Genomic DNA, 23,644 nt, shown 5'->3' with positions numbered 1-23,644 from the left:
AAAAATACGCAGCAATTATCAGGAATGCTGTTAAGTCGGTGTTCCTGTTTTGTTGAATGAATGAAAAGATGATGAAGATAGGGGATTAGCAATGACTTGGTTAATCGAATTTATAACATTAGAATTTAAAGTACTATTTATTTCTGCACTACCAATCATAGAGCTACGAGGCGCAATACCATTTGGAGTATCCCAGGGTATGCATCCAATACATGCTACTCTACTAGGTATATTTGGAGGGGTAATCCCAGTACCCTTTATTCTTTTGATGATTAGACCTATACTTAATTTTATGCACGCAAGGAACATCCTAAGAAAGGCTATTCATAAGTTGACTAATACCACTATAAAAAATAAAGCTAAGATCCAAAAATATGGTTTTTGGGGTTTGATCATAATAGTGGCAATACCACTTCCTGGCACAGGTGTATGGTCAGGAAGTTTAGCAGCAGCTCTGCTAGACTTAAGAATAAAAAGAGCTATTCCTGCGATCTTTATAGGTAACTTAATTGCTGGGATAATTGTTCTGACGATATCCTATGGTGCTTTCATAGGGCTTAACTTCTTGAGCCAGTAAGCATCTTTTCACTTAAACAGCAGTTCTACTCGTTCCTCTATTGTGCCTGTAACGTTACACAATCGTTCCTCTATGTTTTCCTAACCAACTAACCAACTTAGCTCCTAACAAACTTTTTTTAAGTTACTAGCTCGGGAGGGTGAAAACAATGGATAAAAACTCTGAAGGTTTTACTTTGGTAGAGTTACTTATTGTGATAGCAATACTTGCTATCATTGTAGCAATAGCTATACCAAGATTAACTGGTTATAAAAGGCTTGCAGAAGAAAGGTTTTGTACTGCTAATAGAAAAACAGTAGAAAAGATGTACAACGCTTTTCTACTAGAGAATGATATGGACAACCAAAGTGATTTCGAACAATTTCTTATTGAGAACTTTAATCAGGTATGCCCAGCAGGGTGAGCAATTACTTATGAAGAGGGCCAGGCTAAGTGTAGCTTACATCAACCTGATAGTAAGCAAGATGGAGAAGAGGGGCCATCAGATGAAGTGCCTTGGTTGTAATTGGATGTTTATACCGACGTGAGTATCATGAAAGGATAAACACAATATATAGCATAAAACGGAACTAAAAATACATTTCATATACAATATCTAGATTTTCAATAGAAATTATACAAAAATTGGAAAAAAAGTGCTCTGATGCACTTGAAACATACATAACCGAAGCAGGGGGAAATATCATGGTTTACTTAAAGATTAAAAGATTAATAGATATCATACTTTCGGGTTTAGGACTAATCATTTTAGCTCCTGTTTTTTTATTACTTATAATTGCAATCAAACTTGACTCAAAAGGTCCAGTGCTTTTCAAACAGAAGCGTGTAGGGATCCATAAGAGTCATTTCCATATATTGAAGTTTAGAACAATGAGAATTGATACTCCATCAGATATGCCTACTCATCTTTTAGATAATCCGGATCAGTGGATTACTAAGGTAGGTAAGTTCTTAAGAAAGACAAGCCTTGATGAATTACCTCAAATCATCAATATCTTCAAAGGCGAGATGAGTATAATAGGTCCTCGGCCTGCCCTTTGGAATCAGTATGATCTGATTGAAGAAAGAGATAAGTATGGTGCAAATGATGTGCCTGTTGGTCTTACTGGATGGGCGCAGATTAATGGTAGAGATGAGTTGCCTATAGAGATTAAGGCAAAGTTGGATGGAGATTACGTACAAAAGAGAAGCCTTTGGTTTGACTTGATTTGTTTCATCGGAACTTTTACAGCGGTTCTTAAAAGCAAGGGTGTTATCGAAGGTGGAACTGGGGTTATTGCTAAGATGACAAAAGATAAAGTAGAGAGTAGATAAGTCCTTTATTAAGGAGTAGATCTGCTTATTGGGGTGACAAGATGAAAAGAGTATTAATTACTGGAAAAAACAGTTACATAGGTACATCTTTAGAGAAATGGCTCATGAGAGAACCTGATAAATATAAAGTAGATACGATTGATATGAAAGATGGGTCATGGAAAGAGAAAGATTTCTCAGTTTATGATGTTGTGTTTCATGTGGCTGGGATTGCTCATATTAAAGAAACAACTGATAATCAAGATCTTTACTATAAAGTAAACAGGGATTTGGCTTATGAAACTGCTCAAAAGGCAAAACAAGATGGAGTAGGGCAGTTTATTTTTCTGAGTTCAATGAGTGTGTATGGGATTGAGAATGGAGTAATTAATAAGAATACACCACTCAAGTCAGATAGCGCATATGGTAAATCAAAGATTGAAGCAGAAGAGCTTATCAATAAACTACAAGATGATTCGTTTATTGTAGCGACTTTAAGGCCGCCTATGGTCTATGGCAAGGGATGTCGAGGGAACTATCCAAGGCTAGCTGGATTAGCTCTCAAGACTCCGGTTTTTCCAAAGGTAGAAAACAAGCGCAGCATGATCTACATAGATAACTTATCAGAGTTCGTAAAGCAGCTCATTGATAACAAAAGTGGAGGGCTTTTCTTTCCACAGAATTCTGAATATGTAAACACAAGCGAGATGGTTAGGTTGATTGCTGAGGCTCATGGCAAGAGAATAGTGATGACTAAGTTATTTAATCCTTTATTAAGGCTACTGAATATAAGTACGGTGAATAAGGTATTTGGTGACTTGGTGTATGACATGAGTATGTCTGAATATAAGAGTAATTATAGAGTTTGTGGGTTTAAAGAATCTATTATAAAAACAGAGGGGGCAAGAGAATGAGTAAAAATGAAGCTTTAGTTAGTATAGTTATGCCAGCTTATAATTGTGAAAAGTATGTTGTTGAAGCAATAAACTCGGTTCTTGCTCAAACATATAAAAACTGGGAGTTATTAGTTCTTGATGATGGCTCTAAAGATAATACTGCGCAGATTATTGAAGAATTTAGTCAAAAAGATTTTAGAATAAAAGCGCTTCCTAATGGAAAGAACATGGGTGTTTCCGCAACAAGAAATAGAGGTATAGAACTTGCATCTGGTGATTGGATAGCTTTTTTAGATAGTGATGATATGTGGGAGCCATCGAAATTAGAGAAGCAATTTGAAGTAGTAGAGAAGAAATCAGCAGAATTCTTATTCACTGGATCATCATATATAAATGAAGAAGGAGACCCCTTTAAGGGACTATTTGAGGTTCCTGAAAAGGTAACATATAAAAAGCTTAGAAATCAGAATGTAATATCATGTTCTTCAGTTCTTGTAAAGAAGAAGTATTTTGAAAATATAAAAATGGAAAAAGATGAGATGCATGAGGATTATGCTGTATGGTTAAGAATTTTGAAATTGGGAGTTACTGCCTATGGAGTAAATGAACCGTTACTTATTTACAGAATTTCTAGAAACTCAAAATCTGGAAATAAGATGAAGACAGTTAAGATGACATATAAGGTATTTAGATTTGTAGGGATTAACCCTATTGGATCGGTTTATTTTATGATGAGGCATGTGCTTGCTTCTGTAGGAAAGTATAAGAGGATATTTAGCTGAAAAGGAATACAAGAGAAAATGTAGCATGCAAGTGAAATTTATTTGGATAGAAGGTGAATCAATGAATTTAGAGGTTTTAGTTTCAACTATGAATCAAAGAGATTATAGTTTGATTAATAAAATGAACATACAATCTAATGCAGTCGTTATAAATCAATGTAATGATAATAGTCAGATTGAGTTTCTTCATAGTCAACACAGGATTAGATGGATAAATAAATCTGAACGCGGATTAAGTAAAAGTCGTAATCTTGCAATTAAAAGTTCTGAAGCAGATATTTGCATGATATCTGACGATGATTTAATTTATGTTGACGATTATGTAGAAAAAGTAAAAGCTCAATTCGATAAGTATCCGAATGCAGACATTATTACATTTCAAGTAGAAGGTATAGAAGAGAAGTTTAAAGATTACCATGTTGAAGTCAGAGAACTAAACTACTTGACATCAATGAAAGTTGCATCTGTAGAAATAGCATTTAAAAGAGATAGTATTATAGGTAATAAAATAAAGTTTGATGAAAATTTTGGAGCTGGCGCAAGATTTCAGATGGGAGAAGAAAATATATTTTTAACTCAATGCCTTCAAAAAGGACTAAATATACTATATGTTCCAGTTAAAATTGCAGACTTGCACATTGGAGAATCTTCTTGGTTCAATGGATATAATAAAGACTATTTTATTAGTAAAGGTGCTCAGTTTACAGCAATGTCAAGAATGCTAGCGAATGTGTATATTATTCAATATGTCTTGAGAAAACATAAGTTATTTAAGAATGATATTAGTAGATTTAGAGCTCTTAAATTGATGATGATTGGACGAAAAGAATATCTTAATAATATTAGAAATATAGGTGACTTAAATGAACGTTATTAAAAAAAGCAGTAAATTATACCAAGGTTTATTTTTTTTACTTATGCTTTCTTTGTACTTTGGAAGATTCAATATAAATATCGGATTTTCTTTAAAACCATTTATGATTATAACTTTAGCTATTATTGTAATAACTTTGAAACATATTAGTTTTAGTAGATTGTTTACTTTCGAAATTTTTATGTTAGTATTTATTTTCGTACATTCAATGACTGCACTGAATCTTAGGTATCCAGGTATGAGCATAAGGTTTATTATTTTGTATTTGTTAATAATAATTTTTTACTTTACTGGTCGATCTATGATTAGAAAAATTGATATCATCTCAATGGAAACAATTATCAGCAAATCGGGATTTGTAGGAATAGTTGCTTCATTACTTTATTATTTTATGGGAGTTTTAGCGTCTGGAATGAACTTCTGGGGTAATAACATCAACTATTATGGATTAATGATAGATAGATCTACGCCTAGATTGACAGGTGTTGCCTCTCATGATCCAAATATATTTGTATTTTATGTTACGTTATATTTTTTCTTTACAATTACACATTTAAATAATAAATTGAATAAAATTGGATTTATTCTTACTAGTACAGCTATAATATTGACTTTTTCTAGAGGAGCATATTTAGCACTTGGGTTTGGTTTGCTTTTAATCTTTATATTAGCTAAAGGACTTAAGAAAAAATTAAAAGTTCTAATTACTAGTATTTTTGCATTATTTACTTTAATATTTGCAGGGAATAAACTGACAATTAACCCATACAACTATATAATTAGTAGATTTAGTAGTTTTTCTGTTGACGGAGGAAGTGGAAGATTAACAATATGGTCAAATGCGATTAATACTTTTCTTGAAAACCCTATTTTTGGAATAGGAATTAACTCTATAAGGGAGTACAACTTAGAAAATTTCTCAAGAGCTGTATATGTTCATAATTCATTATTAGAAGTCTTGGTTGAAACAGGAGTAGTTGGAATTACAATTTATTTTATTTTCTGGTTTTTGATTATAAAGCAGTCATTTTTAATTATGAAAAATAATCAAGAAACAAAGTTTATTTTTATAACATTTATAGCAATGTTTATACAGATGAATTCCTTATCAATTTTATATAACGAAGCATTTTATTTTGTAGTTCTTTTATTATACAGATATTCCATAGAAACATACCGGAATCGACAAGAAAACCTTTCTAAAGGTTCGGAAGGAGGAATTTTCAATGAATGAATTAAGAAAAAATCAAATAAAACATCAGCTAATTAAATATCCTGTAATTAATACAATGGCTAGGAAAACATATAAAATAGCCAGGATTATATTAAAGAAAGTTTATCTTATTTGCTCATTGTGTTTTTTAGTTAAACCTATCGAAAATAAAAAAATTATAATATCAAACTATTATGGCAAAGGATATGGAGATAATGCGAAATATATATGCGAAGAAATATTAAAGCAAGGCTTAGATTACGATTTAGTCTGGATGTTAAAAAGTGATTTGATAGGAAAAACGGAAGTTCCGAATGAAATAAGAGTTGTAAAGTATAAATCTATTAAAGCGTTGTATGAAATGGCAACAGCTAAAGTATGGATTGATAATAGTAGAAAAGAATTTTATCCAATTAAAAGAAAAGGACAATATTATATTCAGACATGGCATAGCCCATTAAGATTGAAAAAAATTGAGAAAGATGCAGGGTTAGCGTTAAGTTCTGAGTATGTTAAATCTGCAATAAAGGACTCCAAAAATACAGATTTAATAACTTCTGGCTGCGACTTCAGTTGGAATATATATAGGAATTCTTTTTGGTATGACGGTGAAATTCTTAAAACAGGAACGCCTAGATGTGATTTGTTTTTTCAGGATGGTAAGGATATAAAAGAAAAGGTTATGAATTATTTTGGCCTAGCTTCTAAGTCGAAAATAATACTATTTGCACCTACTTTCAGAAGAAACAACTCTCCAGAAACTTATACTTTAGAATATAAAAAAATACTTAAAATACTAGAAGAAAAACATGGAGAGGATTGGTTTTTTCTGGTAAGATTACATCCAAATGTATCTTCTTTGTCAGAATCCATGGAATATAGTGACAAAGTTTTGAATGCAACGAATTATGATGATATGCAGGAACTCCTATGTGCGATTGATATTCTTATTACAGATTACTCATCTTCAATGTTCGACATGGCTATAGCAGGTAAACCATGCTTTTTACACGGTAAAGATATTGAGGAGTATTTAAATAATGAAAGAGAAATGTACTTTAGCTTTGATCAATTACCTTTTGATTTTTCTAAGACCGATGAAGAGTTGCTATATAATATAAGGTTATTTAATGAAGAGACTTATAAAAGAAAACTTGATAAATTTTCAAAAGAAATTAATTTGTATGAGGATGGAACTGCCTCAATGCAATTAGTTGAAAAAATAAAAACTATCACATAAAAATTTTAAAGAATACTTAGGGGTGAGGATATGAGTAGTGTAATTTCGGATTTTACACATAAGTTCAAAACGGATGAATTATCAATTTATGAAACTGAGTATTGGCTTTGGTCACTACGACCAGTTCAGAGTACTCTCGGGGCAGGTGTATTATCATTAAAAAGAGAGTGTTGGAATTTTAGTGAGTTGAAGCAAGAAGAATTTTCAGATCTTTATAATGTTATTAAGGTAATTGAACAGACATTACAAAATGCTTTTGACTATGACAAAATAAATTACCTAATGCTAATGATGATAGACAAACAAGTACATTATCATGTTATTCCTAGGTATAAAGATGAAGTCAAATTTAATAATAAATCATGGGTTGATTCAGGTTGGCCAGGAATACCAAGTTTAGCAGGGGACGAAGTAGATATAAGTTTGTCAAAAGATATTATAAGAAATATCAAAGATAATTTAGTTTTGTAAGATGATAAAGGTTAACATATCAAAGGAGCATTCCTGTAATTAACTAAATTTAAGCTTTGCATAAAAAGAAACCTCGCAGTAAAATGAAATTAAACACTGGCCAGTGAAATAAAATCATTTTATTGGAGGTCCTACTAATGAATTTTAACCAAAATAACAAAATTAATCAAGTAAAAGAAGAAACAATTGTCATAGGTGTCGATATAGCAAGTGAAATACACTATGCTAGAGCCTTTGACTGGAGGGGCATAGAACTAGATAAGGTATTTAAATTTCACAACAGTGAAGAGGGATTTTACAGGTTCTATGCTTGGTTAGAAAAAATTAAAAACAGAGCTAGCAAGACAGACATTTTAGTTGGTGCTGAACCCACTGGCCATTACTGGTTTAGCCTAGGTGAAAGTCTGAAGAAGAACAAAATTAAACTGGTTTTAGTAAACCCATTTCATGTAAAAAGAAGTAAAGAGCTTGATGATAACCATCCATCAAAGACAGATGCTAAGGATCCTAAAACAATAGCTAAGCTAGTCATAGAAGGAAGGTTTAATGAGCCATATATGCCAGAAGGGGTTTATGCGGAACTACGAATTGCAACAGTTAATAGAATTAGAATTACAAAAGAATTAAGCATGATTAAAAATAGGATGGAACGCTGGATAAAGTGTTATTTTCCAGAATATAAGAAGGTGTTTGGAGCTTTTGATGGCGCAGCAAGCCTAATAGTACTAGAAAATAGTCCTTTGCCAAAAGATCTAGTAGAACTTGGAGCAGAAGGGATTAACCAGTTATGGCGTCAACGCAAACTAAGAGCTGTTGGGATAAAGAGAGCCACGAGCTTGTATAATGCAGCTAAAAGTAGTGTAGGGGTCACACAAGGTCTTGAAGCAGCCAAGCTTGAGCTAAGGATGTTACTTGAAGACTATCATAATAAAGTTAAGCAATATGAGATTATCTTAGAGATGATAGAGAGGTTGTGTGCAGAAATACCAGGTGTTGATAAAATACTTGAGATTAAAGGGATAGGACTAGTCACGATTTCTAGCTTCCTAGGGGAAGTGGGTGATATAAGGCGCTTTGACTCACCTAAGCAGATTCAGAAACTGGCTGGCCTTGCACTTAAAGAAAGCAGCTCAGGTAAACATAAAGGACAAACAACTATTAGCAAGCGTGGCAGGAAACGTTTAAGAGCCATACTGTTTCAGGCCGCCATGCCACTAGTAGGAAAAAACAAAGAATTTAGCTCAATTCATCACTATTACACAACCAGAAAGCACAACCCACTGAAAAAAAAGCAGTCGATAGTAGCAATATGCTGTAAACTGATAAGGGTCTTATTTGCCATATTAACAAAGAATGAAGAGTATAGTGCACAACGACTTATCACAGACATCAGAAGACCTAACATTCAACTAGCAGCTTAGCTATGCTCAACCACATATGAATTAGGACAGCGTCCGTTAGAAATAACGCCTAATTTGAGCAATTTCCTTACAACTATAAAGAAACAGCAGGTAGTCAATTATTTTTCCATCAGAGCATGACTCGGTAAAGGAGCATACAGACACCCATACATGGATAAGCGGAACGAAGGAATTGAGGGCATGACCCTGTTAGACATGGGAGGTTTGCTACCATGGAGGAAGTGGGTATACACCGCTGAAATAAAATGTAATTTAATGACGTTTTGTTTGCTGTACCCAAAAAACAGGCCTAAGCTCCAATTACCGTCCTTTTATCTGATGCTGTTTCTTTAAAGTTAAATAAATAAATTAAAAAGCTAAGAAAACAAGAGTAAATGAAAGAAAAAATAAGATTATATAGGGAGGAATAATTTTGAAAAAATACAAAGTAGGCTATACAACAGGAGTATATGATATGTTTCATATTGGACATCTTAATATATTGAAAAAAGCAAAGGAGCAATGTGAGTATTTAATTGTTGGAGTTACGACAGATGAATTAGTATCATATAAAAATAAAAAAGCTATTATACCTCATGAAGAACGGATGGCGATAGTAGAAAGTATTAAATTTGTTGATCAAGTCGTATCCCAAGAAAGTATGGATAAAATGGTGGCGTGGGATAAGTATAAGTTTGATGTAATGTTTGTAGGAAGTGACTGGAAGGGTACGGACAAATGGAATGAATTTGAGCGACAATTTGGCGAAGTAGGAGTAGACATTGTTTATTTTCCTTATACTCAAGGAACATCTTCAACAAAGTTGAGAAGTGTTTTGGATAAGATAATGAAAAATGATGATAATTCAAGTGGAGTTAAATAAATTATAAGGGGGAGAAAAATAAAATTTCTTCTTTAAAATAAAGGAGAATGCAAGCGAATGAAAAAAACAGCAATTCTATTAATTTTAATATCAATTATATCTAAAGTTATTGGGTTTGGAAGAGAGATAATTTTAGCATATTTTTATGGGGCCTCAAATATTAGTGATGCTTATATTATATCTATGACAATTCCGACTGTTGTATTTGCATTTATAGGTAGCGCTATTTCCACGGCTTTTATACCTATGTACACTAAAATAGAAAAACATAGCGGTGAAGGTGAAGCGAATAACTATACAAATAATTTAGTTAACCTGTTGATGATAGTAAGTACAATTATTGTTTTTTTGGGACTGATATTCACAAAACAAATAGTTTTTATTTTTGCTTCGGGTTTTGAAGGTGAGACATTAGCCTTGGCAATAAGATTTACAAGGGTTAGTCTATTAGGAATCTATTTCACTTCTTTAGTATATGTTTTTAATTCATTTCTTCAAATAAAAGGAAATTATGTGACTCCTGCTTTAATTGGCTTCCCTATGAATATCATTATAGTTTTGTCAATAATATTAAGTTACTATACAAGTGTGATTTTATTAGCGGTAGGCGTTGTTTTATCTGTTTTAGCTCAGTTTGTTTTTTTGATACCTTCGATATATAAGAAAAGTTTCAGATATAAAAAAATAATAGATATTAAAAACCCTCAAATAAAGAATATGATGTATTTAGCTCTTCCAGTTATTTTAGGGGTTGCGGTAAACGATATAAATGTAATAGTTGATAGAACAATAGCTTCGCAGCTTGCTACTGGTGGTATATCGGCATTAAATTATGCACAGAGATTAAATGGATTTGTTCAAGGTATTATTGTTGTTTCAATATCTACAGCTATGTATCCACTGATCTCAAAAATGGCAGTAGAAAACAAATATAAAGATCTAAAGAAAACATTATCAGAAGCTATTGTTGGAACATCTATGTTAATAATGCCATGCACTTTAGGAGCAATGATATTTTCTACTCCCATTATAGAAACCTTGTTTGGGAGAGGAGCTTTTGACACACAAGCTATAGAAATGACATCTAATGCTTTGTTTTTTTATGCTTTAGGCATGACCGGAATAGGTTTAAGACAAATACTTTCGCGGCCATTTTATTCTATGCAAGATACTAAGACACCTGTGATTAATGCCTCTATTGGAATGGTTATAAATATTTTTTTAAATATTATATTATCAAGATATCTAGGTATTGGAGGTCTTGCCTTAGCAACAAGTATATCCGCTACAATTACAGCCCTACTTTTATTCATAAGCTTGAGAAGAAAGATAGGGCCATTTGGCATGAAGCAAATTAGCATTTCATTTCTAAAAGTTTTATTTTCTTCAATGGTTATGGGATTAGCCTCTAAAATTAGCTTCAATTACCTGACAAATATTTCGACACAAAATGCATCGCTATTAATGGCGATTTTTATCGGTGCAATTTCATATTTTGTAGTTATATATTTTATGAAAATAGAAGAAGTGGATGTTTTAGTAGCGTCACTTAAGAAAAAACTTGGCAGAGGTGTTGCTTAAAATAGGAGGTGACCACAACAAATGAACATATTAGTAACCGGAGGCCTAGGCTTTATCGGCAGCCATACAACAATAGAACTAATTAAAAATAACCATACTGTACTCATAGCGGATAACCTTTGTAACTCAAAAATAGAGGTGTTGGACAAGCTATCTACAATAACAGACATTAAACCGATTTTCTATCAAATTGATGTGACGGATGAAGTAAAGTTAGAGGAAATCTTCAATAATCATGAAATTGATGGTGTGATTCACTTCGCTGGTCTTAAGGCCGTAGGTGAGTCTGTTTCCAAGCCACTAGAGTATTACTACAATAACTTGGTTTCTACAATGGTGCTTAGCAAAATGTGTGTAAAGTATGGAGTTGGAAAGTTTGTATTCAGTTCATCTGCAACCGTATATGGTGATCAGCCTTCTCCACTTAAGGAAGAAATGGAGCTTAAGAAGACTACCAATCCATATGGTGAAACGAAGGCTATGAGCGAGCGGATCTTAACAGATACGGCGAAGGCTAACAATAACTTTTCTGTTTCTTTACTTCGTTATTTCAACCCAGTAGGTGCCCATGAGAGTGGATTGATAGGGGAAGATCCTAGTGGTATTCCTAATAATCTTATGCCTTTCGTGACCAAGGTAGCAAAAGGACAATTGGAGAAGTTAAGCGTTTTTGGAAATGACTATGATACAATAGATGGCACTGGAGTTCGTGACTATATCCATGTAGTTGATTTAGCAAAGGGACATGTAAAGGCCATTGAAAACTTAGATAAAGGTATAAATATATTTAACTTGGGCACAGGCAGAGGAACTTCTGTACTGGAACTTGTTAATGCTTTTATGAAGGTAAACGAGATTGACGTTCCATATGAGATAGTAGGTAGACGTTCTGGGGATATTGCTATATGCTATGCTGATGCAAGTAAAGCAGAGAGAGAACTTGAGTGGAAGGCAGAACTTACTATAGAAGGTATGGTTAGAGATGCTTGGAGATTTGAACAGAACAATAGATAAAATATTTAAAGCCCTAACACCGTTTAGGGCTATTTAAACATAGAAGGGCTACTATAAATACAGCCCAATACTTAAAGAAGGGGGACAACTTTAAAATGAAAGTACGCAAAGCAGTCATACCAGCAGCTGGCCTTGGAACGAGATTCTTACCAGCTACAAAGGCTATGCCAAAAGAAATGTTGCCTTTGGTCGATACGCCTACAATTCAATATATCATACAGGAAGCAATTGATAGTGGAATTGAAGAGATTCTTATAATAACAGGAAAAAGCAAGAGAGCAATCGAAGACCACTTCGGTGCGACACGTTCTCCTATAAGTGCATAAGCACGAAATGGAGGGATTTACAAATTGTAAATTACAACTGATTTATCGAGAGTAGGAATGATACCGTCATGTCGTGTTGAAACTACTCCTCTGATACTCCTGTATGCACAAAAGAGTAGTAGCTCAATTGTGTGTGAAGCCAGGTGAAGTCGGCTGAATCATACCTAAGTTCCACTATGGAATATGGTAAGAGATAGGCCGGGAGGTTGAAAAGAAGTCTATGGTGAGAATGACCATAAGTGTTACACGGCAAGTTAATTCCACCTCGGAAATTCACTCTTTCCCAGCCTAATTTGTCTAGTAAAAGTGCCTAAAAAGTCAAATTAGGCCATTCCATAAGATAACTAACCATAACAAAATCACAATACAATATCTTTAAAGGCAAAAGGAAAAGGGGGCTAGCCCCCTAACCCCCAGGATTTAACGCTTTTAAGTTACCCCTAATATTTAATGATATGCCTTCTCCCCAAGGTAGGGAGAGTTTAGGGTTTAACTCCTCCAAGGCGCTCGAGTTGTGTCCCCACATTGCTCTATCCTCCCTGAAGGAGAAGACATACCAAGATTTTATGCAGTAATATTTATCTCACCTTGTGCTTCTAAGATAACTTCATTATCTATTGAAGCAAGACCTTTGCTAGCACCCGTGTTCAAACTTAACCGTGCTAATGAGTTAATCACCCGTAAGCATCCACTGGTACTACTGTAAATAAGTTCAAATGCATTTTCGGTGAAAATAGGGTCAGATCTACCAGCAAACTTTAATCTCGAAACGATGTACTCCTTTGTTTCATCCCTTGATAAGCCTTTCAAATAATAATTGACCATAATACGTTGCTTTAAGGCCTCATGAGTTTGTCGGTTAATTTGGGTAATAAAAGGAGTCTGACCAGCTAATATAACTATTGAATAATCCTTTGAATCCATTTCAAAGTTAAATATAATTCGTAGATCATCAAGAACAGAGTTTTTTAGAAATTGTGCCTCATCCAAAATTATCACAGGAGTAACATTTTTACTATGGTATGTATAGATAGCCTCTTGAATTTGCTTAAATAGCTGTACCTTCTTAAAGGATGGGTTTACTCCTAGTCCATCACATAGTGCTCTGTAAAAATCAGATACTGTAAGAGTTGAAATTGGTATATAGACTACCTTGTATAAATTAGGATTTAAACTACCTGTAAAACTTCTAAGTAAAAATGACTTACCAACTCCAGGCTCACCAGTGATTAGGCCAAATCCTTTAGTACTTTTAAGGTACTCTAATCTACTAAAAGCCTGCTCAAAGTCTTTAGACTTAAAACTATTCTTAACTTCCATTTCTTTAGGGAAAGGGTCAGCTGTTAGTCCATAATAAGCTTGGTACATGAAATATCCTCCTTAATTTGTGGTGTGAATGCTGAAAAATCTATGGGCTTTAAGTTATGATCTCGGATGATTTTTGAGTTTACGACCTTATCTACAGGATAGATACAATCAAGCAATTTACCCTCTTCTGAGAAAATAAAAGCTTTATCTAAAGCAGTAGGAAGAAACCTAACATTAACTTTATCTCCAATATACTTCATTGGAACCTCAAACAAGATATTATCTATGGATAAAGTTGCATCATTCTTAACCTTTCTAGTGGCTCGATACATAAAGATATTATCTATTTCCTGTTTAGAAGGAATAAGTTTAAGGCGCTGCATATCCTCTTTAAACCTATCAATTGGCGCCATTTTGATTGAACTATGCACCTTTTTGTTGTAATTGTTCTCAACAAAGCTATTCAAAGATTCGTTAAGGTCTTCAATAGATTTAAACGAGTTCCAGTCAATAGCATTTGTCCATTGCTCATGAAGGGTTTTAAACCACCGTTCTATCTTGCCTTTATTATGTTAATCTTGACATAATAAAGGTTATGTTAAGACTTTCGTTATGTAAAGTCTTGAAAAAAGACCTTAAAGTAACGAAAGTCCTAAGCAAATATCTTTACATAATCATCAGCGGTTGAATGTTTTTAGCCACTGTTTTAAATCAGTATTGTTATCCCATTGTGCTTTTTCCGGTGGAACAATCTCCTTGCTAGCAGCTTCAATAGCTTCACGCTTTCTGCTTACTTCTGCTTTTGCGTAAACTTCCGTAGTTTTAACACTGACATGACCTAGTAAATCCCGTATGTAAATTAGGTCAACCCCAGAATCAACGAGTCCCATAGCCGTTGTATGTCTCATTTTGTGAGGACTAAAATCCGCTGGAATTATCTCCGAATTAATTTCTCTAGCACGTTTCGCATATTTACCGACAAGGTAATTTATACCCTGTCTAGTTAATTGGCTTTTCATATGGTTCTTAAACAACCATTCACTAAGTTTTTCTTGCCTATCATATCCTTCTTGTACTAAATATTGGTGGATGAAAGGAATGATATCCTTCATAAGTGGTACATAGCGGCTTTTATGCCCTTTACCGCGAAGTAAAAGCGTGTATGGTTCATAAAGGGATAAATCTTTTACCCGGATACTTATGAGTTCGCTGACACGCATGCCTGTAGTATAGAGAAGGGACAACATGACATAATCTCGCAACCCTCCAGAAGAAGCGACATCTATCTGAGACATCATTAATTTTACCCCATCTGTTTTCATGTAGGATATTTCTTTCTGCGGTGCTTTTTTTATCGGAATCCCTACGATTCGTTGATAATTATCTAGACACTCAGGAAATTCATACATTAGAAACCTTACAAAACTATTGATTGCTGCCTGCCTCTGGTTCCTTGTTGATATACTGTTTAGACGTTGTTTCTGAAGCCATTCCAGGAATAGAAGTACGTTCTTATACGAAAGGTCAGACATCTGTACTCTGTTTGCAGAAATATTAAGTTCTTCCTGCAAGCACGTCAAGAAAAGTATAAAAGTGTATCTGTAAGAATCAATTGTTAATGGTGTCATACCCTTAACATTTGGAAGGTAAACGGTAAAATATTTGTTAAGGTACATTGCAAAATCAGTGGATTTCATGTTTGTCCACCTCGCCGAACACCTTATTTACTTTGTCTTTAAAACGATCCTCAATATACGGATACAGACTCATTGTCAGTCGAACATATCTCTCAGTAGCATATATTGTTTTGTGGCCGAGATAACTGGATAGAATGGGGAGCGCTACGTACATATCTAGGCCAGAATCAACCATTTGCTTAAATGATTGCACAGAAAAAGTATGACGCCAGTCGTGCAGTCTTGGACCTCTTCCTCCACCAATATACGGAATTCTTGCTTTTTGAAGGAAAAGCCTATGACGTTCATAAAGAGCCTCACCATCTAATCGGCTTCCATTAGACTTGGTAAATATATAGTCTTTTTCATCTAAAAGGTAAAAACATTTTTGTGCATACTGACACATAAGACCGGCCATCTCTTCGTTTAACACGATATAACGCTCATTATTGTTCTTTGTTTCAAATAGCTTAATGATTCCATCCTCAAGGTCCACATCCTGTTTTCTGATACCAAGCGTTTCGTTAATTCTAGTTCCACAGCAGTAGAGTAATCGGAAAAGGATTGGTAGTTGAATGCTGTCCTTACGATTACGTGCAGATTCATATGTATCAACTGCATGAAAATATCTTGCTATCTCATCTTCCGCATAAATATATGGTTGGAAATCTGTTTGCTTGAAACATACATCTCTTGTCACAAAGATTTCATATCCTTTACGACAGAGATAGATCAGAAATTGCTTAATTCCATTGATTCGAGAATAATGGGTGGTACTAGCTTCGTTTTCTTTCCGTTGAATCCATTTCATTGCATGTTGACTATTGAATACTGGCTGAAGTATTTCATTTTCAGTACAAAATCGGTCAAACAGCCGTAAATGCTTGCAAAAACTTACTTCTTTATGACCCGTTGCTACCATATGGTCTAAATAATGATACATTTCCTCAGAAAAAATAGATTTAAACATTGGTCTACTCATGCTTACACCTCCCTGCCATGTAATGTTTTGAAGATATTATTGGCAAGGAAAGTGGGCATAATCGTAACTTTTCGATATCTACTTTCAGATATATCTTGGTTGTTTCAGTATTCTGGTGTCCAAGCACGGAACTGATTATGGGCATAGATACATTCTTTTTTAGCATGTTTGTAGCTAGGCTGTGGCGTAGAGAATGTGGACCGTGTTTCTTGTTTTTCCAGTTCTTTATGTTTGCCTTACGCATGTACTTCGTTACAATAGAATGTATCGTCGGTGTTGAAAGTGGCCGACCCCTTTTTGATGATTCTGTGGAAACGATGATTTCCTGTACATCTGTTGACGGCCTACCGTGCTTCAAATAGTCAATAATGGCATTACCAATTGAAGATAGTAGAGGATATTCTACTGCCATATCAGTTTTATGTTGGTTGAAACAAACGATATTTTTCTCCCAGTCTATTTGGTTAAACTGAAAGTTCACAATATCATTTGATCGCCATCCATATTCAGCGGCAAGGAGCAAAATCAAATAATCCCTTTTCCCAGTGGCAGAGGTTCGCTCAACTGAGGAAATGATTGTGCGAATTTCGTCTTCTTCGTAAGTTGTGGGGAGCTTACAGTTATGGTTGTAATTATCTTTTAAAATTAACAACGAACTGTCTGATTTGGAAATTCCATTTTCATATGCATATCTAAAATAAATGCGTAGCGCTGAACCGCAGTTGTGCCTAGATGCGAGTGAATATTTCATAGAACTAAAAAAATCCTCCATTGTTTCAACAGAAAGATTATTCAATTTAAGCGATTTTTTTTCTAGATAACAGAAGAAATCATATAAATACTGTTCCTTATTTTTGAGTGTACTCTCAGAAAGATTTTTTTCACTTCTAAGGTAGGATAGATACAATAACATTTCATTGCCTATATCTCCATAAAAAACTCTCTCAATTCGTGGCGTACGGAATTCAAAATCACCATCCTTTTGATAAGAAGAGAGCATACGGACTGCACGTAAACGTAGCTTTTTACCGTTCGCTAGACCCTTGACAGAAATATGGGTCCCTAAAGTCTCATCTAAGTATTGGAAACCAATAGACTCGGTAAAATCCTTAAACTTGTTTAAAGTCATCCATTTTGTAAGATTCCCCCACTCCGCTAGGATACTTCGCTGATATGAAGCATTATACTGCCGAATGTTCAACTCATCTTCACACAAAGTAATCAATGTCTTAAAATCTGTTATCATAAATCAAACCCTCCTTGTGATGTTTAATTTATAAATAACACTTCTAATCAATTATTATGTAAAGATGTATCAGCATCAATCATAGTATTTTAGAGTTTTAGTTTCATCAGCTTTACATAACGAAAGTCTTAACATAACCCTTGGATTGTGGACTGTATGGCCTTGCGAAGGATACGATGGAACCAATTGAAGCGCATATAAACTGGAGTTGACTGCTGTGATACACCTTGCCATTATCAACAAATAACTTTTTAGGAACTCCTCTTTTGGCTACTGCAGTCTTAAAAGTTGATAATAGTGATGGGAAACCTTCAGAAAAGAAAGCCTCACAATGTACTACCAACCTAGAAGCGTCATCCAAAATAGCAAATAAGTGAGTCTTTTGCTTCTTGCCATTTAAATTTAGGTAGGGGCCAACAGAGATATCCGATTGCCAACAATCATTAGCAAACTCAAATTCAAAGGCCTTTCTATCTACAGGTTCAAGGCTTTTGATAGTTAGCTTGTTTTTAGATATATATCTTTGCACGGTAGATAAAGACAAATCGTTACATGAAGCTAATCCGGTAACAATCATTTCTTGGTATATTGTCTTAGCAGTCTTTTTAGGATGAGCAAGCTTACTAGATACAATATACTCTTTGACCTTATCAGGCATCTTTCTTAAAGTCCCTTTGTCTGATCTAGATTTAGGGTAAAGGCCATCAATGCCAAACTTTCGGTATAGCCGCAGCCAATCCTTAAGTGTAGCAGGAGCAAATTCATTCTTTAGTCCACCAGGAGGGCTATACTTTCTAGCACAAACCTCCTCTAAGTACTCAGTGGCATTTTTTTGACTGTAGGTTTCAGTGACAAGGGGAGCTATGTAACTGGCAAGTATTTTTGGCTAAAAAACGGCAACTTTTTTTGGCAGTTTAATTACTGAATATGGTATTTCTATTCTTTAGTCTCCAACTATCACCTGTCATATTAAAGATCTCACTGTTATGAACCAGCCGGTCTAGAATGGCCGTAGTAATGACAGGATCACCCATGATTTCAACCCAATCATCAAACCCCTTATTTGAGGTTATGATAATCGAGGTATTCTGGTACAAAGCAGATACCAGTTGAAAGAACTGATTAGCTTCTTGCCTTGTGATAGGAAGATATCCAACTTCATCTATCGCTACCATATCACTTGCCATTATCTTTTTCAGAGCTTTTTGGCTCTTATTTGATATCTCCTCAGTCTTTAAAAGCTTGATTAAATGATCCATGCTAATAAAGCTAACCTTATACCCCATTTCTACTGCTTTCATTCCTAATGATACTGCAAGGTGGGTTTTACCTACGCTAGGTGGGCCCAAAAATAATAAATTAAAGGCTTTCTCTACCCAGTTCATATCTAGTAACTGCGTTATTTGTCTTTTTGTTACAGAGGTTTGAAAGCTAAAGTCAAAGTCTTCAATAGTTGCTACATAAGGAAAATTGGCTTGCTTGATCCTTTTTTGAAGGGCTATTTCGCTCTTGTGAGAGGTTTCTTTTCTCAAGAGCATATGAGCAAACTCAAGACAGGTCATATCTTCTTTTACAGCTAATTTCAAATACTCTTCTATGTTATCTCTACTGTAAGGCATCCTTACCTCATTTAACATCTTCTTTACTTCTGTTAAAGTTACTGTCATTTTACTTCACCTCCATATAGAGAGGTATAGGTATCAATTTTTCTTACTTCGGTTTTAACGGCTAAATGAGGAGGCAGGCTTTTACGTAGCGGTTTACCCACCATTGTTATTCCTTGTCTATCAAAATGCTCTGCTGCATCTCTGATATCTACGGCACTGTTGAGGTTATTCTTATAGCAAAATTCTAATGCCTTATCTAGGGTCTCACTAGAATACTTTTGCACTATAGATTTAATTAGGCCAAATTGTTCACGGATATACCTGCCTTTTTCTTTCTTTATGGTCTCTAAGAGTAACTTGGCTATTTCACTTCCACCTAGCATTTCTAAGGTCTTATCGTACATATCATCTAGTTTAGAATCGTAACATCTTAAATGGTTCCTGTTTCTAATCAGTTCTCCTTTTCCTGTGGAAATACTGTGTTTAGCAATTATATTTCCTTTCTTGTCAGTAATGACTAGTTTATCACCGTCAATACTAATTCCTACTTCAGCACCTGGCTTATAAGTTCCTATGGGAACAGTATATCTATTGCTTAAGTACAAAATTGTATTGTCTTTTCTTACAGTTCTTGTTAAACTATCTTTAGTAACAATTGTAGGTGGTATCGGCTGAAGATGTTGTTTTTCAAGGGCAAACACTTCTGCTGGTACCTTTTTTGTTGTTCCATGGACTTTAGCATTGGCAGTCCTTTCAAGCCAATCCCAACACTCTTGATTAAAGGTCCTAATATCTGTGAACAGTCTGTTTGCTGCGAAGTTATACTTCATGTATTTAACTACGGATTCAACTCTTCCTTTATTATGTCAAGATTAACATAATAAAGGTTATGTTAAGACTTTCGTTATGTAAAGCTGATGAAACTAAAACTCTAAAATACTATGATTGATGCTGATACATCTTTACATAATAATTGATTAGAAGTGTTATTTATAAATTAAACATCACAAGGAGGGTTTGATTTATGATAACAGATTTTAAGACATTGATTACTTTGTGTGAAGATGAGTTGAACATTCGGCAGTATAATGCTTCATATCAGCGAAGTATCCTAGCGGAGTGGGGGAATCTTACAAAATGGATGACTTTAAACAAGTTTAAGGATTTTACCGAGTCTATTGGTTTCCAATACTTAGATGAGACTTTAGGGACCCATATTTCTGTCAAGGGTCTAGCGAACGGTAAAAAGCTACGTTTACGTGCAGTCCGTATGCTCTCTTCTTATCAAAAGGATGGTGATTTTGAATTCCGTACGCCACGAATTGAGAGAGTTTTTTATGGAGATATAGGCAATGAAATGTTATTGTATCTATCCTACCTTAGAAGTGAAAAAAATCTTTCTGAGAGTACACTCAAAAATAAGGAACAGTATTTATATGATTTCTTCTGTTATCTAGAAAAAAAATCGCTTAAATTGAATAATCTTTCTGTTGAAACAATGGAGGATTTTTTTAGTTCTATGAAATATTCACTCGCATCTAGGCACAACTGCGGTTCAGCGCTACGCATTTATTTTAGATATGCATATGAAAATGGAATTTCCAAATCAGACAGTTCGTTGTTAATTTTAAAAGATAATTACAACCATAACTGTAAGCTCCCCACAACTTACGAAGAAGACGAAATTCGCACAATCATTTCCTCAGTTGAGCGAACCTCTGCCACTGGGAAAAGGGATTATTTGATTTTGCTCCTTGCCGCTGAATATGGATGGCGATCAAATGATATTGTGAACTTTCAGTTTAACCAAATAGACTGGGAGAAAAATATCGTTTGTTTCAACCAACATAAAACTGATATGGCAGTAGAATATCCTCTACTATCTTCAATTGGTAATGCCATTATTGACTATTTGAAGCACGGTAGGCCGTCAACAGATGTACAGGAAATCATCGTTTCCACAGAATCATCAAAAAGGGGTCGGCCACTTTCAACACCGACGATACATTCTATTGTAACGAAGTACATGCGTAAGGCAAACATAAAGAACTGGAAAAACAAGAAACACGGTCCACATTCTCTACGCCACAGCCTAGCTACAAACATGCTAAAAAAGAATGTATCTATGCCCATAATCAGTTCCGTGCTTGGACACCAGAATACTGAAACAACCAAGATATATCTGAAAGTAGATATCGAAAAGTTACGATTATGCCCACTTTCCTTGCCAATAATATCTTCAAAACATTACATGGCAGGGAGGTGTAAGCATGAGTAGACCAATGTTTAAATCTATTTTTTCTGAGGAAATGTATCATTATTTAGACCATATGGTAGCAACGGGTCATAAAGAAGTAAGTTTTTGCAAGCATTTACGGCTGTTTGACCGATTTTGTACTGAAAATGAAATACTTCAGCCAGTATTCAATAGTCAACATGCAATGAAATGGATTCAACGGAAAGAAAACGAAGCTAGTACCACCCATTATTCTCGAATCAATGGAATTAAGCAATTTCTGATCTATCTCTGTCGTAAAGGATATGAAATCTTTGTGACAAGAGATGTATGTTTCAAGCAAACAGATTTCCAACCATATATTTATGCGGAAGATGAGATAGCAAGATATTTTCATGCAGTTGATACATATGAATCTGCACGTAATCGTAAGGACAGCATTCAACTACCAATCCTTTTCCGATTACTCTACTGCTGTGGAACTAGAATTAACGAAACGCTTGGTATCAGAAAACAGGATGTGGACCTTGAGGATGGAATCATTAAGCTATTTGAAACAAAGAACAATAATGAGCGTTATATCGTGTTAAACGAAGAGATGGCCGGTCTTATGTGTCAGTATGCACAAAAATGTTTTTACCTTTTAGATGAAAAAGACTATATATTTACCAAGTCTAATGGAAGCCGATTAGATGGTGAGGCTCTTTATGAACGTCATAGGCTTTTCCTTCAAAAAGCAAGAATTCCGTATATTGGTGGAGGAAGAGGTCCAAGACTGCACGACTGGCGTCATACTTTTTCTGTGCAATCATTTAAGCAAATGGTTGATTCTGGCCTAGATATGTACGTAGCGCTCCCCATTCTATCCAGTTATCTCGGCCACAAAACAATATATGCTACTGAGAGATATGTTCGACTGACAATGAGTCTGTATCCGTATATTGAGGATCGTTTTAAAGACAAAGTAAATAAGGTGTTCGGCGAGGTGGACAAACATGAAATCCACTGATTTTGCAATGTACCTTAACAAATATTTTACCGTTTACCTTCCAAATGTTAAGGGTATGACACCATTAACAATTGATTCTTACAGATACACTTTTATACTTTTCTTGACGTGCTTGCAGGAAGAACTTAATATTTCTGCAAACAGAGTACAGATGTCTGACCTTTCGTATAAGAACGTACTTCTATTCCTGGAATGGCTTCAGAAACAACGTCTAAACAGTATATCAACAAGGAACCAGAGGCAGGCAGCAATCAATAGTTTTGTAAGGTTTCTAATGTATGAATTTCCTGAGTGTCTAGATAATTATCAACGAATCGTAGGGATTCCGATAAAAAAAGCACCGCAGAAAGAAATATCCTACATGAAAACAGATGGGGTAAAATTAATGATGTCTCAGATAGATGTCGCTTCTTCTGGAGGGTTGCGAGATTATGTCATGTTGTCCCTTCTCTATACTACAGGCATGCGTGTCAGCGAACTCATAAGTATCCGGGTAAAAGATTTATCCCTTTATGAACCATACACGCTTTTACTTCGCGGTAAAGGGCATAAAAGCCGCTATGTACCACTTATGAAGGATATCATTCCTTTCATCCACCAATATTTAGTACAAGAAGGATATGATAGGCAAGAAAAACTTAGTGAATGGTTGTTTAAGAACCATATGAAAAGCCAATTAACTAGACAGGGTATAAATTACCTTGTCGGTAAATATGCGAAACGTGCTAGAGAAATTAATTCGGAGATAATTCCAGCGGATTTTAGTCCTCACAAAATGAGACATACAACGGCTATGGGACTCGTTGATTCTGGGGTTGACCTAATTTACATACGGGATTTACTAGGTCATGTCAGTGTTAAAACTACGGAAGTTTACGCAAAAGCAGAAGTAAGCAGAAAGCGTGAAGCTATTGAAGCTGCTAGCAAGGAGATTGTTCCACCGGAAAAAGCACAATGGGATAACAATACTGATTTAAAACAGTGGCTAAAAACATTCAACCGCTGATGATTATGTAAAGATATTTGCTTA

General features: G+C 34.8%; 24 protein-coding genes and 1 pseudogene. 17 read left to right on the top strand and 8 right to left on the bottom strand.

The annotated features are described in order from the left end of the window. Positions 1-91 precede the first annotated feature (91 nt). The 14 genes and pseudogenes from HYG86_RS00670 to HYG86_RS00605 form a co-directional block, all read left to right on the top strand. Positions 92-577: a COG2426 family protein gene (locus HYG86_RS00670; protein WP_213167061.1), complete on the top strand. Its 486-nt coding sequence runs from the start codon at positions 92-94 to the stop codon at positions 575-577. 148 nt (positions 578-725) lie between these two features. Next, positions 726-980: a prepilin-type N-terminal cleavage/methylation domain-containing protein gene (locus tag HYG86_RS00665; protein WP_213167060.1), complete on the top strand. Its 255-nt coding sequence runs from the start codon at positions 726-728 to the stop codon at positions 978-980. 281 nt (positions 981-1,261) lie between these two features. Continuing rightward, a complete protein-coding gene (locus HYG86_RS00660) occupies positions 1,262-1,891 on the top strand; it encodes a sugar transferase (protein ID WP_213167059.1) in 630 nt (209 codons plus the stop codon). A 41-nt stretch (positions 1,892-1,932) separates the two neighbouring features. After that, the gene (locus HYG86_RS00655; protein WP_213167058.1) at positions 1,933-2,784 is read left to right on the top strand and encodes an NAD-dependent epimerase/dehydratase family protein; all 852 of its coding nucleotides are present in this window, start codon (positions 1,933-1,935) and stop codon (positions 2,782-2,784) included. Then, positions 2,781-3,548, top strand: coding sequence for a glycosyltransferase family 2 protein (locus HYG86_RS00650; RefSeq protein ID WP_213167057.1), 768 nt, complete (start codon positions 2,781-2,783; stop codon positions 3,546-3,548). Before HYG86_RS00655 ends, HYG86_RS00650 begins: the two co-directional genes overlap by 4 nt. A 61-nt stretch (positions 3,549-3,609) precedes the next feature. Further along, positions 3,610-4,425: a glycosyltransferase family A protein gene (locus HYG86_RS00645; protein WP_213167056.1), complete on the top strand. Its 816-nt coding sequence runs from the start codon at positions 3,610-3,612 to the stop codon at positions 4,423-4,425. Next, the gene (locus HYG86_RS00640; RefSeq protein WP_213167055.1) at positions 4,412-5,656 is read left to right on the top strand and encodes an O-antigen ligase family protein; all 1,245 of its coding nucleotides are present in this window, start codon (positions 4,412-4,414) and stop codon (positions 5,654-5,656) included. Before HYG86_RS00645 ends, HYG86_RS00640 begins: the two co-directional genes overlap by 14 nt. Then, the gene (locus HYG86_RS00635) at positions 5,649-6,875 is read left to right on the top strand and encodes a CDP-glycerol glycerophosphotransferase family protein (RefSeq protein ID WP_213167054.1); all 1,227 of its coding nucleotides are present in this window, start codon (positions 5,649-5,651) and stop codon (positions 6,873-6,875) included. Before HYG86_RS00640 ends, HYG86_RS00635 begins: the two co-directional genes overlap by 8 nt. Positions 6,876-6,905: 30 nt before the next feature. After that, positions 6,906-7,346, top strand: coding sequence for an HIT family protein (locus tag HYG86_RS00630; RefSeq protein WP_213167053.1), 441 nt, complete (start codon positions 6,906-6,908; stop codon positions 7,344-7,346). A gap of 137 nt (positions 7,347-7,483) precedes the next feature. Next, positions 7,484-8,767, top strand: a complete 1,284-nt coding sequence (locus HYG86_RS00625) for an IS110 family RNA-guided transposase (RefSeq protein WP_213167052.1) — start codon at positions 7,484-7,486, stop codon at positions 8,765-8,767. Between the two features lie 412 nt (positions 8,768-9,179). Then, positions 9,180-9,629 (top strand): FAD synthase family protein, encoded by a 450-nt coding sequence (locus tag HYG86_RS00620; protein ID WP_213167051.1) that lies wholly within the window; start codon positions 9,180-9,182, stop codon positions 9,627-9,629. A gap of 57 nt (positions 9,630-9,686) precedes the next feature. Then, positions 9,687-11,210, top strand: a complete 1,524-nt coding sequence (gene murJ, locus HYG86_RS00615; RefSeq protein ID WP_213167050.1) for a murein biosynthesis integral membrane protein MurJ — start codon at positions 9,687-9,689, stop codon at positions 11,208-11,210. Between the two features lie 21 nt (positions 11,211-11,231). After that, positions 11,232-12,224 carry a UDP-glucose 4-epimerase GalE gene (gene galE / locus HYG86_RS00610; RefSeq protein ID WP_213167049.1) on the top strand — a complete coding sequence of 331 codons (993 nt, stop codon included), beginning with the start codon at positions 11,232-11,234 and terminating at the stop codon, positions 12,222-12,224. A 95-nt stretch (positions 12,225-12,319) separates the two neighbouring features. After that, positions 12,320-12,520: pseudogene (locus tag HYG86_RS00605) on the top strand (sugar phosphate nucleotidyltransferase); the annotation flags it as partial. A gap of 594 nt (positions 12,521-13,114) precedes the next feature. On the opposite strand, the gene HYG86_RS00600 reads toward HYG86_RS00605, so the two are convergent. The 8 genes from HYG86_RS00600 to HYG86_RS00560 form a co-directional block, all read right to left on the bottom strand. After that, positions 13,115-13,918: an ExeA family protein gene (locus HYG86_RS00600; protein WP_213167048.1), complete on the bottom strand. Its 804-nt coding sequence runs from the start codon at positions 13,916-13,918 to the stop codon at positions 13,115-13,117. After that, positions 13,894-14,325, bottom strand: coding sequence for a Mu transposase C-terminal domain-containing protein (locus HYG86_RS00595; protein ID WP_213167047.1), 432 nt, complete (start codon positions 14,323-14,325; stop codon positions 13,894-13,896). The genes HYG86_RS00600 and HYG86_RS00595 overlap by 25 nt, the downstream gene beginning before the upstream one ends. Before the next feature lie 210 nt (positions 14,326-14,535). Beyond that, positions 14,536-15,555, bottom strand: coding sequence for a tyrosine-type recombinase/integrase (locus HYG86_RS00590; protein ID WP_213167041.1), 1,020 nt, complete (start codon positions 15,553-15,555; stop codon positions 14,536-14,538). After that, the gene (locus HYG86_RS00585; RefSeq protein ID WP_213167042.1) at positions 15,542-16,516 is read right to left on the bottom strand and encodes a tyrosine-type recombinase/integrase; all 975 of its coding nucleotides are present in this window, start codon (positions 16,514-16,516) and stop codon (positions 15,542-15,544) included. Before HYG86_RS00585 ends, HYG86_RS00590 begins: the two co-directional genes overlap by 14 nt. Beyond that, positions 16,509-17,762 carry a site-specific integrase gene (locus HYG86_RS00580; protein WP_213167043.1) on the bottom strand — a complete coding sequence of 418 codons (1,254 nt, stop codon included), beginning with the start codon at positions 17,760-17,762 and terminating at the stop codon, positions 16,509-16,511. Before HYG86_RS00580 ends, HYG86_RS00585 begins: the two co-directional genes overlap by 8 nt. 112 nt (positions 17,763-17,874) lie before the next feature. Next, positions 17,875-18,420 carry a DDE-type integrase/transposase/recombinase gene (locus HYG86_RS00575; protein ID WP_213167046.1) on the bottom strand — a complete coding sequence of 182 codons (546 nt, stop codon included), beginning with the start codon at positions 18,418-18,420 and terminating at the stop codon, positions 17,875-17,877. A 256-nt stretch (positions 18,421-18,676) separates the two neighbouring features. Beyond that, a complete protein-coding gene (istB, locus tag HYG86_RS00565) occupies positions 18,677-19,429 on the bottom strand; it encodes an IS21-like element helper ATPase IstB (RefSeq protein ID WP_213167045.1) in 753 nt (250 codons plus the stop codon). Continuing rightward, positions 19,426-20,199: a Mu transposase domain-containing protein gene (locus tag HYG86_RS00560; protein ID WP_213167044.1), complete on the bottom strand. Its 774-nt coding sequence runs from the start codon at positions 20,197-20,199 to the stop codon at positions 19,426-19,428. The genes istB and HYG86_RS00560 overlap by 4 nt, the downstream gene beginning before the upstream one ends. A gap of 194 nt (positions 20,200-20,393) precedes the next feature. On the opposite strand from HYG86_RS00560, the gene HYG86_RS00555 reads away from it, so the two are divergent. The 3 genes from HYG86_RS00555 to HYG86_RS00545 are packed head-to-tail and all read left to right on the top strand — an operon-like array spanning position 20,394 to position 23,620. After that, entirely contained in the window at positions 20,394-21,647 is a 1,254-nt protein-coding gene (locus tag HYG86_RS00555) for a site-specific integrase (protein WP_213167043.1), read from the top strand. Beyond that, positions 21,640-22,614, top strand: a complete 975-nt coding sequence (locus tag HYG86_RS00550; RefSeq protein WP_213167042.1) for a tyrosine-type recombinase/integrase — start codon at positions 21,640-21,642, stop codon at positions 22,612-22,614. The genes HYG86_RS00555 and HYG86_RS00550 overlap by 8 nt, the downstream gene beginning before the upstream one ends. Beyond that, on the top strand, positions 22,601-23,620 hold the full coding sequence (locus HYG86_RS00545) for a tyrosine-type recombinase/integrase (RefSeq protein ID WP_213167041.1): 1,020 nt from the start codon (positions 22,601-22,603) through the stop codon (positions 23,618-23,620). The genes HYG86_RS00550 and HYG86_RS00545 overlap by 14 nt, the downstream gene beginning before the upstream one ends. Positions 23,621-23,644 lie beyond the last annotated feature (24 nt).

Source organism: Alkalicella caledoniensis, from assembly GCF_014467015.1.
GTDB classification, from domain to species: domain Bacteria; phylum Bacillota; class Proteinivoracia; order Proteinivoracales; family Proteinivoracaceae; genus Alkalicella; species Alkalicella caledoniensis.
This window is presented reverse-complemented; position numbering and strand designations above follow the sequence as displayed.

Coding starts and splice junctions, on each gene's coding strand:
- HYG86_RS00600 (WP_213167048.1), bottom strand. CDS start 13,918: ATGTACCAAGCTTATTATGGACTAACAGCTGACCCTTTCCCTAAAGAA.
- HYG86_RS00650 (WP_213167057.1), top strand. CDS start 2,781: ATGAGTAAAAATGAAGCTTTAGTTAGTATAGTTATGCCAGCTTATAAT.
- galE (WP_213167049.1), top strand. CDS start 11,232: ATGAACATATTAGTAACCGGAGGCCTAGGCTTTATCGGCAGCCATACA.
- HYG86_RS00550 (WP_213167042.1), top strand. CDS start 21,640: ATGAGTAGACCAATGTTTAAATCTATTTTTTCTGAGGAAATGTATCAT.
- HYG86_RS00575 (WP_213167046.1), bottom strand. CDS start 18,420: ATGCCTGATAAGGTCAAAGAGTATATTGTATCTAGTAAGCTTGCTCAT.
- HYG86_RS00645 (WP_213167056.1), top strand. CDS start 3,610: ATGAATTTAGAGGTTTTAGTTTCAACTATGAATCAAAGAGATTATAGT.
- HYG86_RS00670 (WP_213167061.1), top strand. CDS start 92: ATGACTTGGTTAATCGAATTTATAACATTAGAATTTAAAGTACTATTT.
- HYG86_RS00665 (WP_213167060.1), top strand. CDS start 726: ATGGATAAAAACTCTGAAGGTTTTACTTTGGTAGAGTTACTTATTGTG.
- HYG86_RS00640 (WP_213167055.1), top strand. CDS start 4,412: ATGAACGTTATTAAAAAAAGCAGTAAATTATACCAAGGTTTATTTTTT.
- HYG86_RS00590 (WP_213167041.1), bottom strand. CDS start 15,555: ATGAAATCCACTGATTTTGCAATGTACCTTAACAAATATTTTACCGTT.
- istB (WP_213167045.1), bottom strand. CDS start 19,429: ATGACAGTAACTTTAACAGAAGTAAAGAAGATGTTAAATGAGGTAAGG.
- HYG86_RS00585 (WP_213167042.1), bottom strand. CDS start 16,516: ATGAGTAGACCAATGTTTAAATCTATTTTTTCTGAGGAAATGTATCAT.
- HYG86_RS00555 (WP_213167043.1), top strand. CDS start 20,394: ATGATAACAGATTTTAAGACATTGATTACTTTGTGTGAAGATGAGTTG.
- murJ (WP_213167050.1), top strand. CDS start 9,687: ATGAAAAAAACAGCAATTCTATTAATTTTAATATCAATTATATCTAAA.
- HYG86_RS00635 (WP_213167054.1), top strand. CDS start 5,649: ATGAATGAATTAAGAAAAAATCAAATAAAACATCAGCTAATTAAATAT.
- HYG86_RS00655 (WP_213167058.1), top strand. CDS start 1,933: ATGAAAAGAGTATTAATTACTGGAAAAAACAGTTACATAGGTACATCT.
- HYG86_RS00660 (WP_213167059.1), top strand. CDS start 1,262: ATGGTTTACTTAAAGATTAAAAGATTAATAGATATCATACTTTCGGGT.
- HYG86_RS00630 (WP_213167053.1), top strand. CDS start 6,906: ATGAGTAGTGTAATTTCGGATTTTACACATAAGTTCAAAACGGATGAA.
- HYG86_RS00545 (WP_213167041.1), top strand. CDS start 22,601: ATGAAATCCACTGATTTTGCAATGTACCTTAACAAATATTTTACCGTT.
- HYG86_RS00560 (WP_213167044.1), bottom strand. CDS start 20,199: ATGAAGTATAACTTCGCAGCAAACAGACTGTTCACAGATATTAGGACC.
- HYG86_RS00625 (WP_213167052.1), top strand. CDS start 7,484: ATGAATTTTAACCAAAATAACAAAATTAATCAAGTAAAAGAAGAAACA.
- HYG86_RS00580 (WP_213167043.1), bottom strand. CDS start 17,762: ATGATAACAGATTTTAAGACATTGATTACTTTGTGTGAAGATGAGTTG.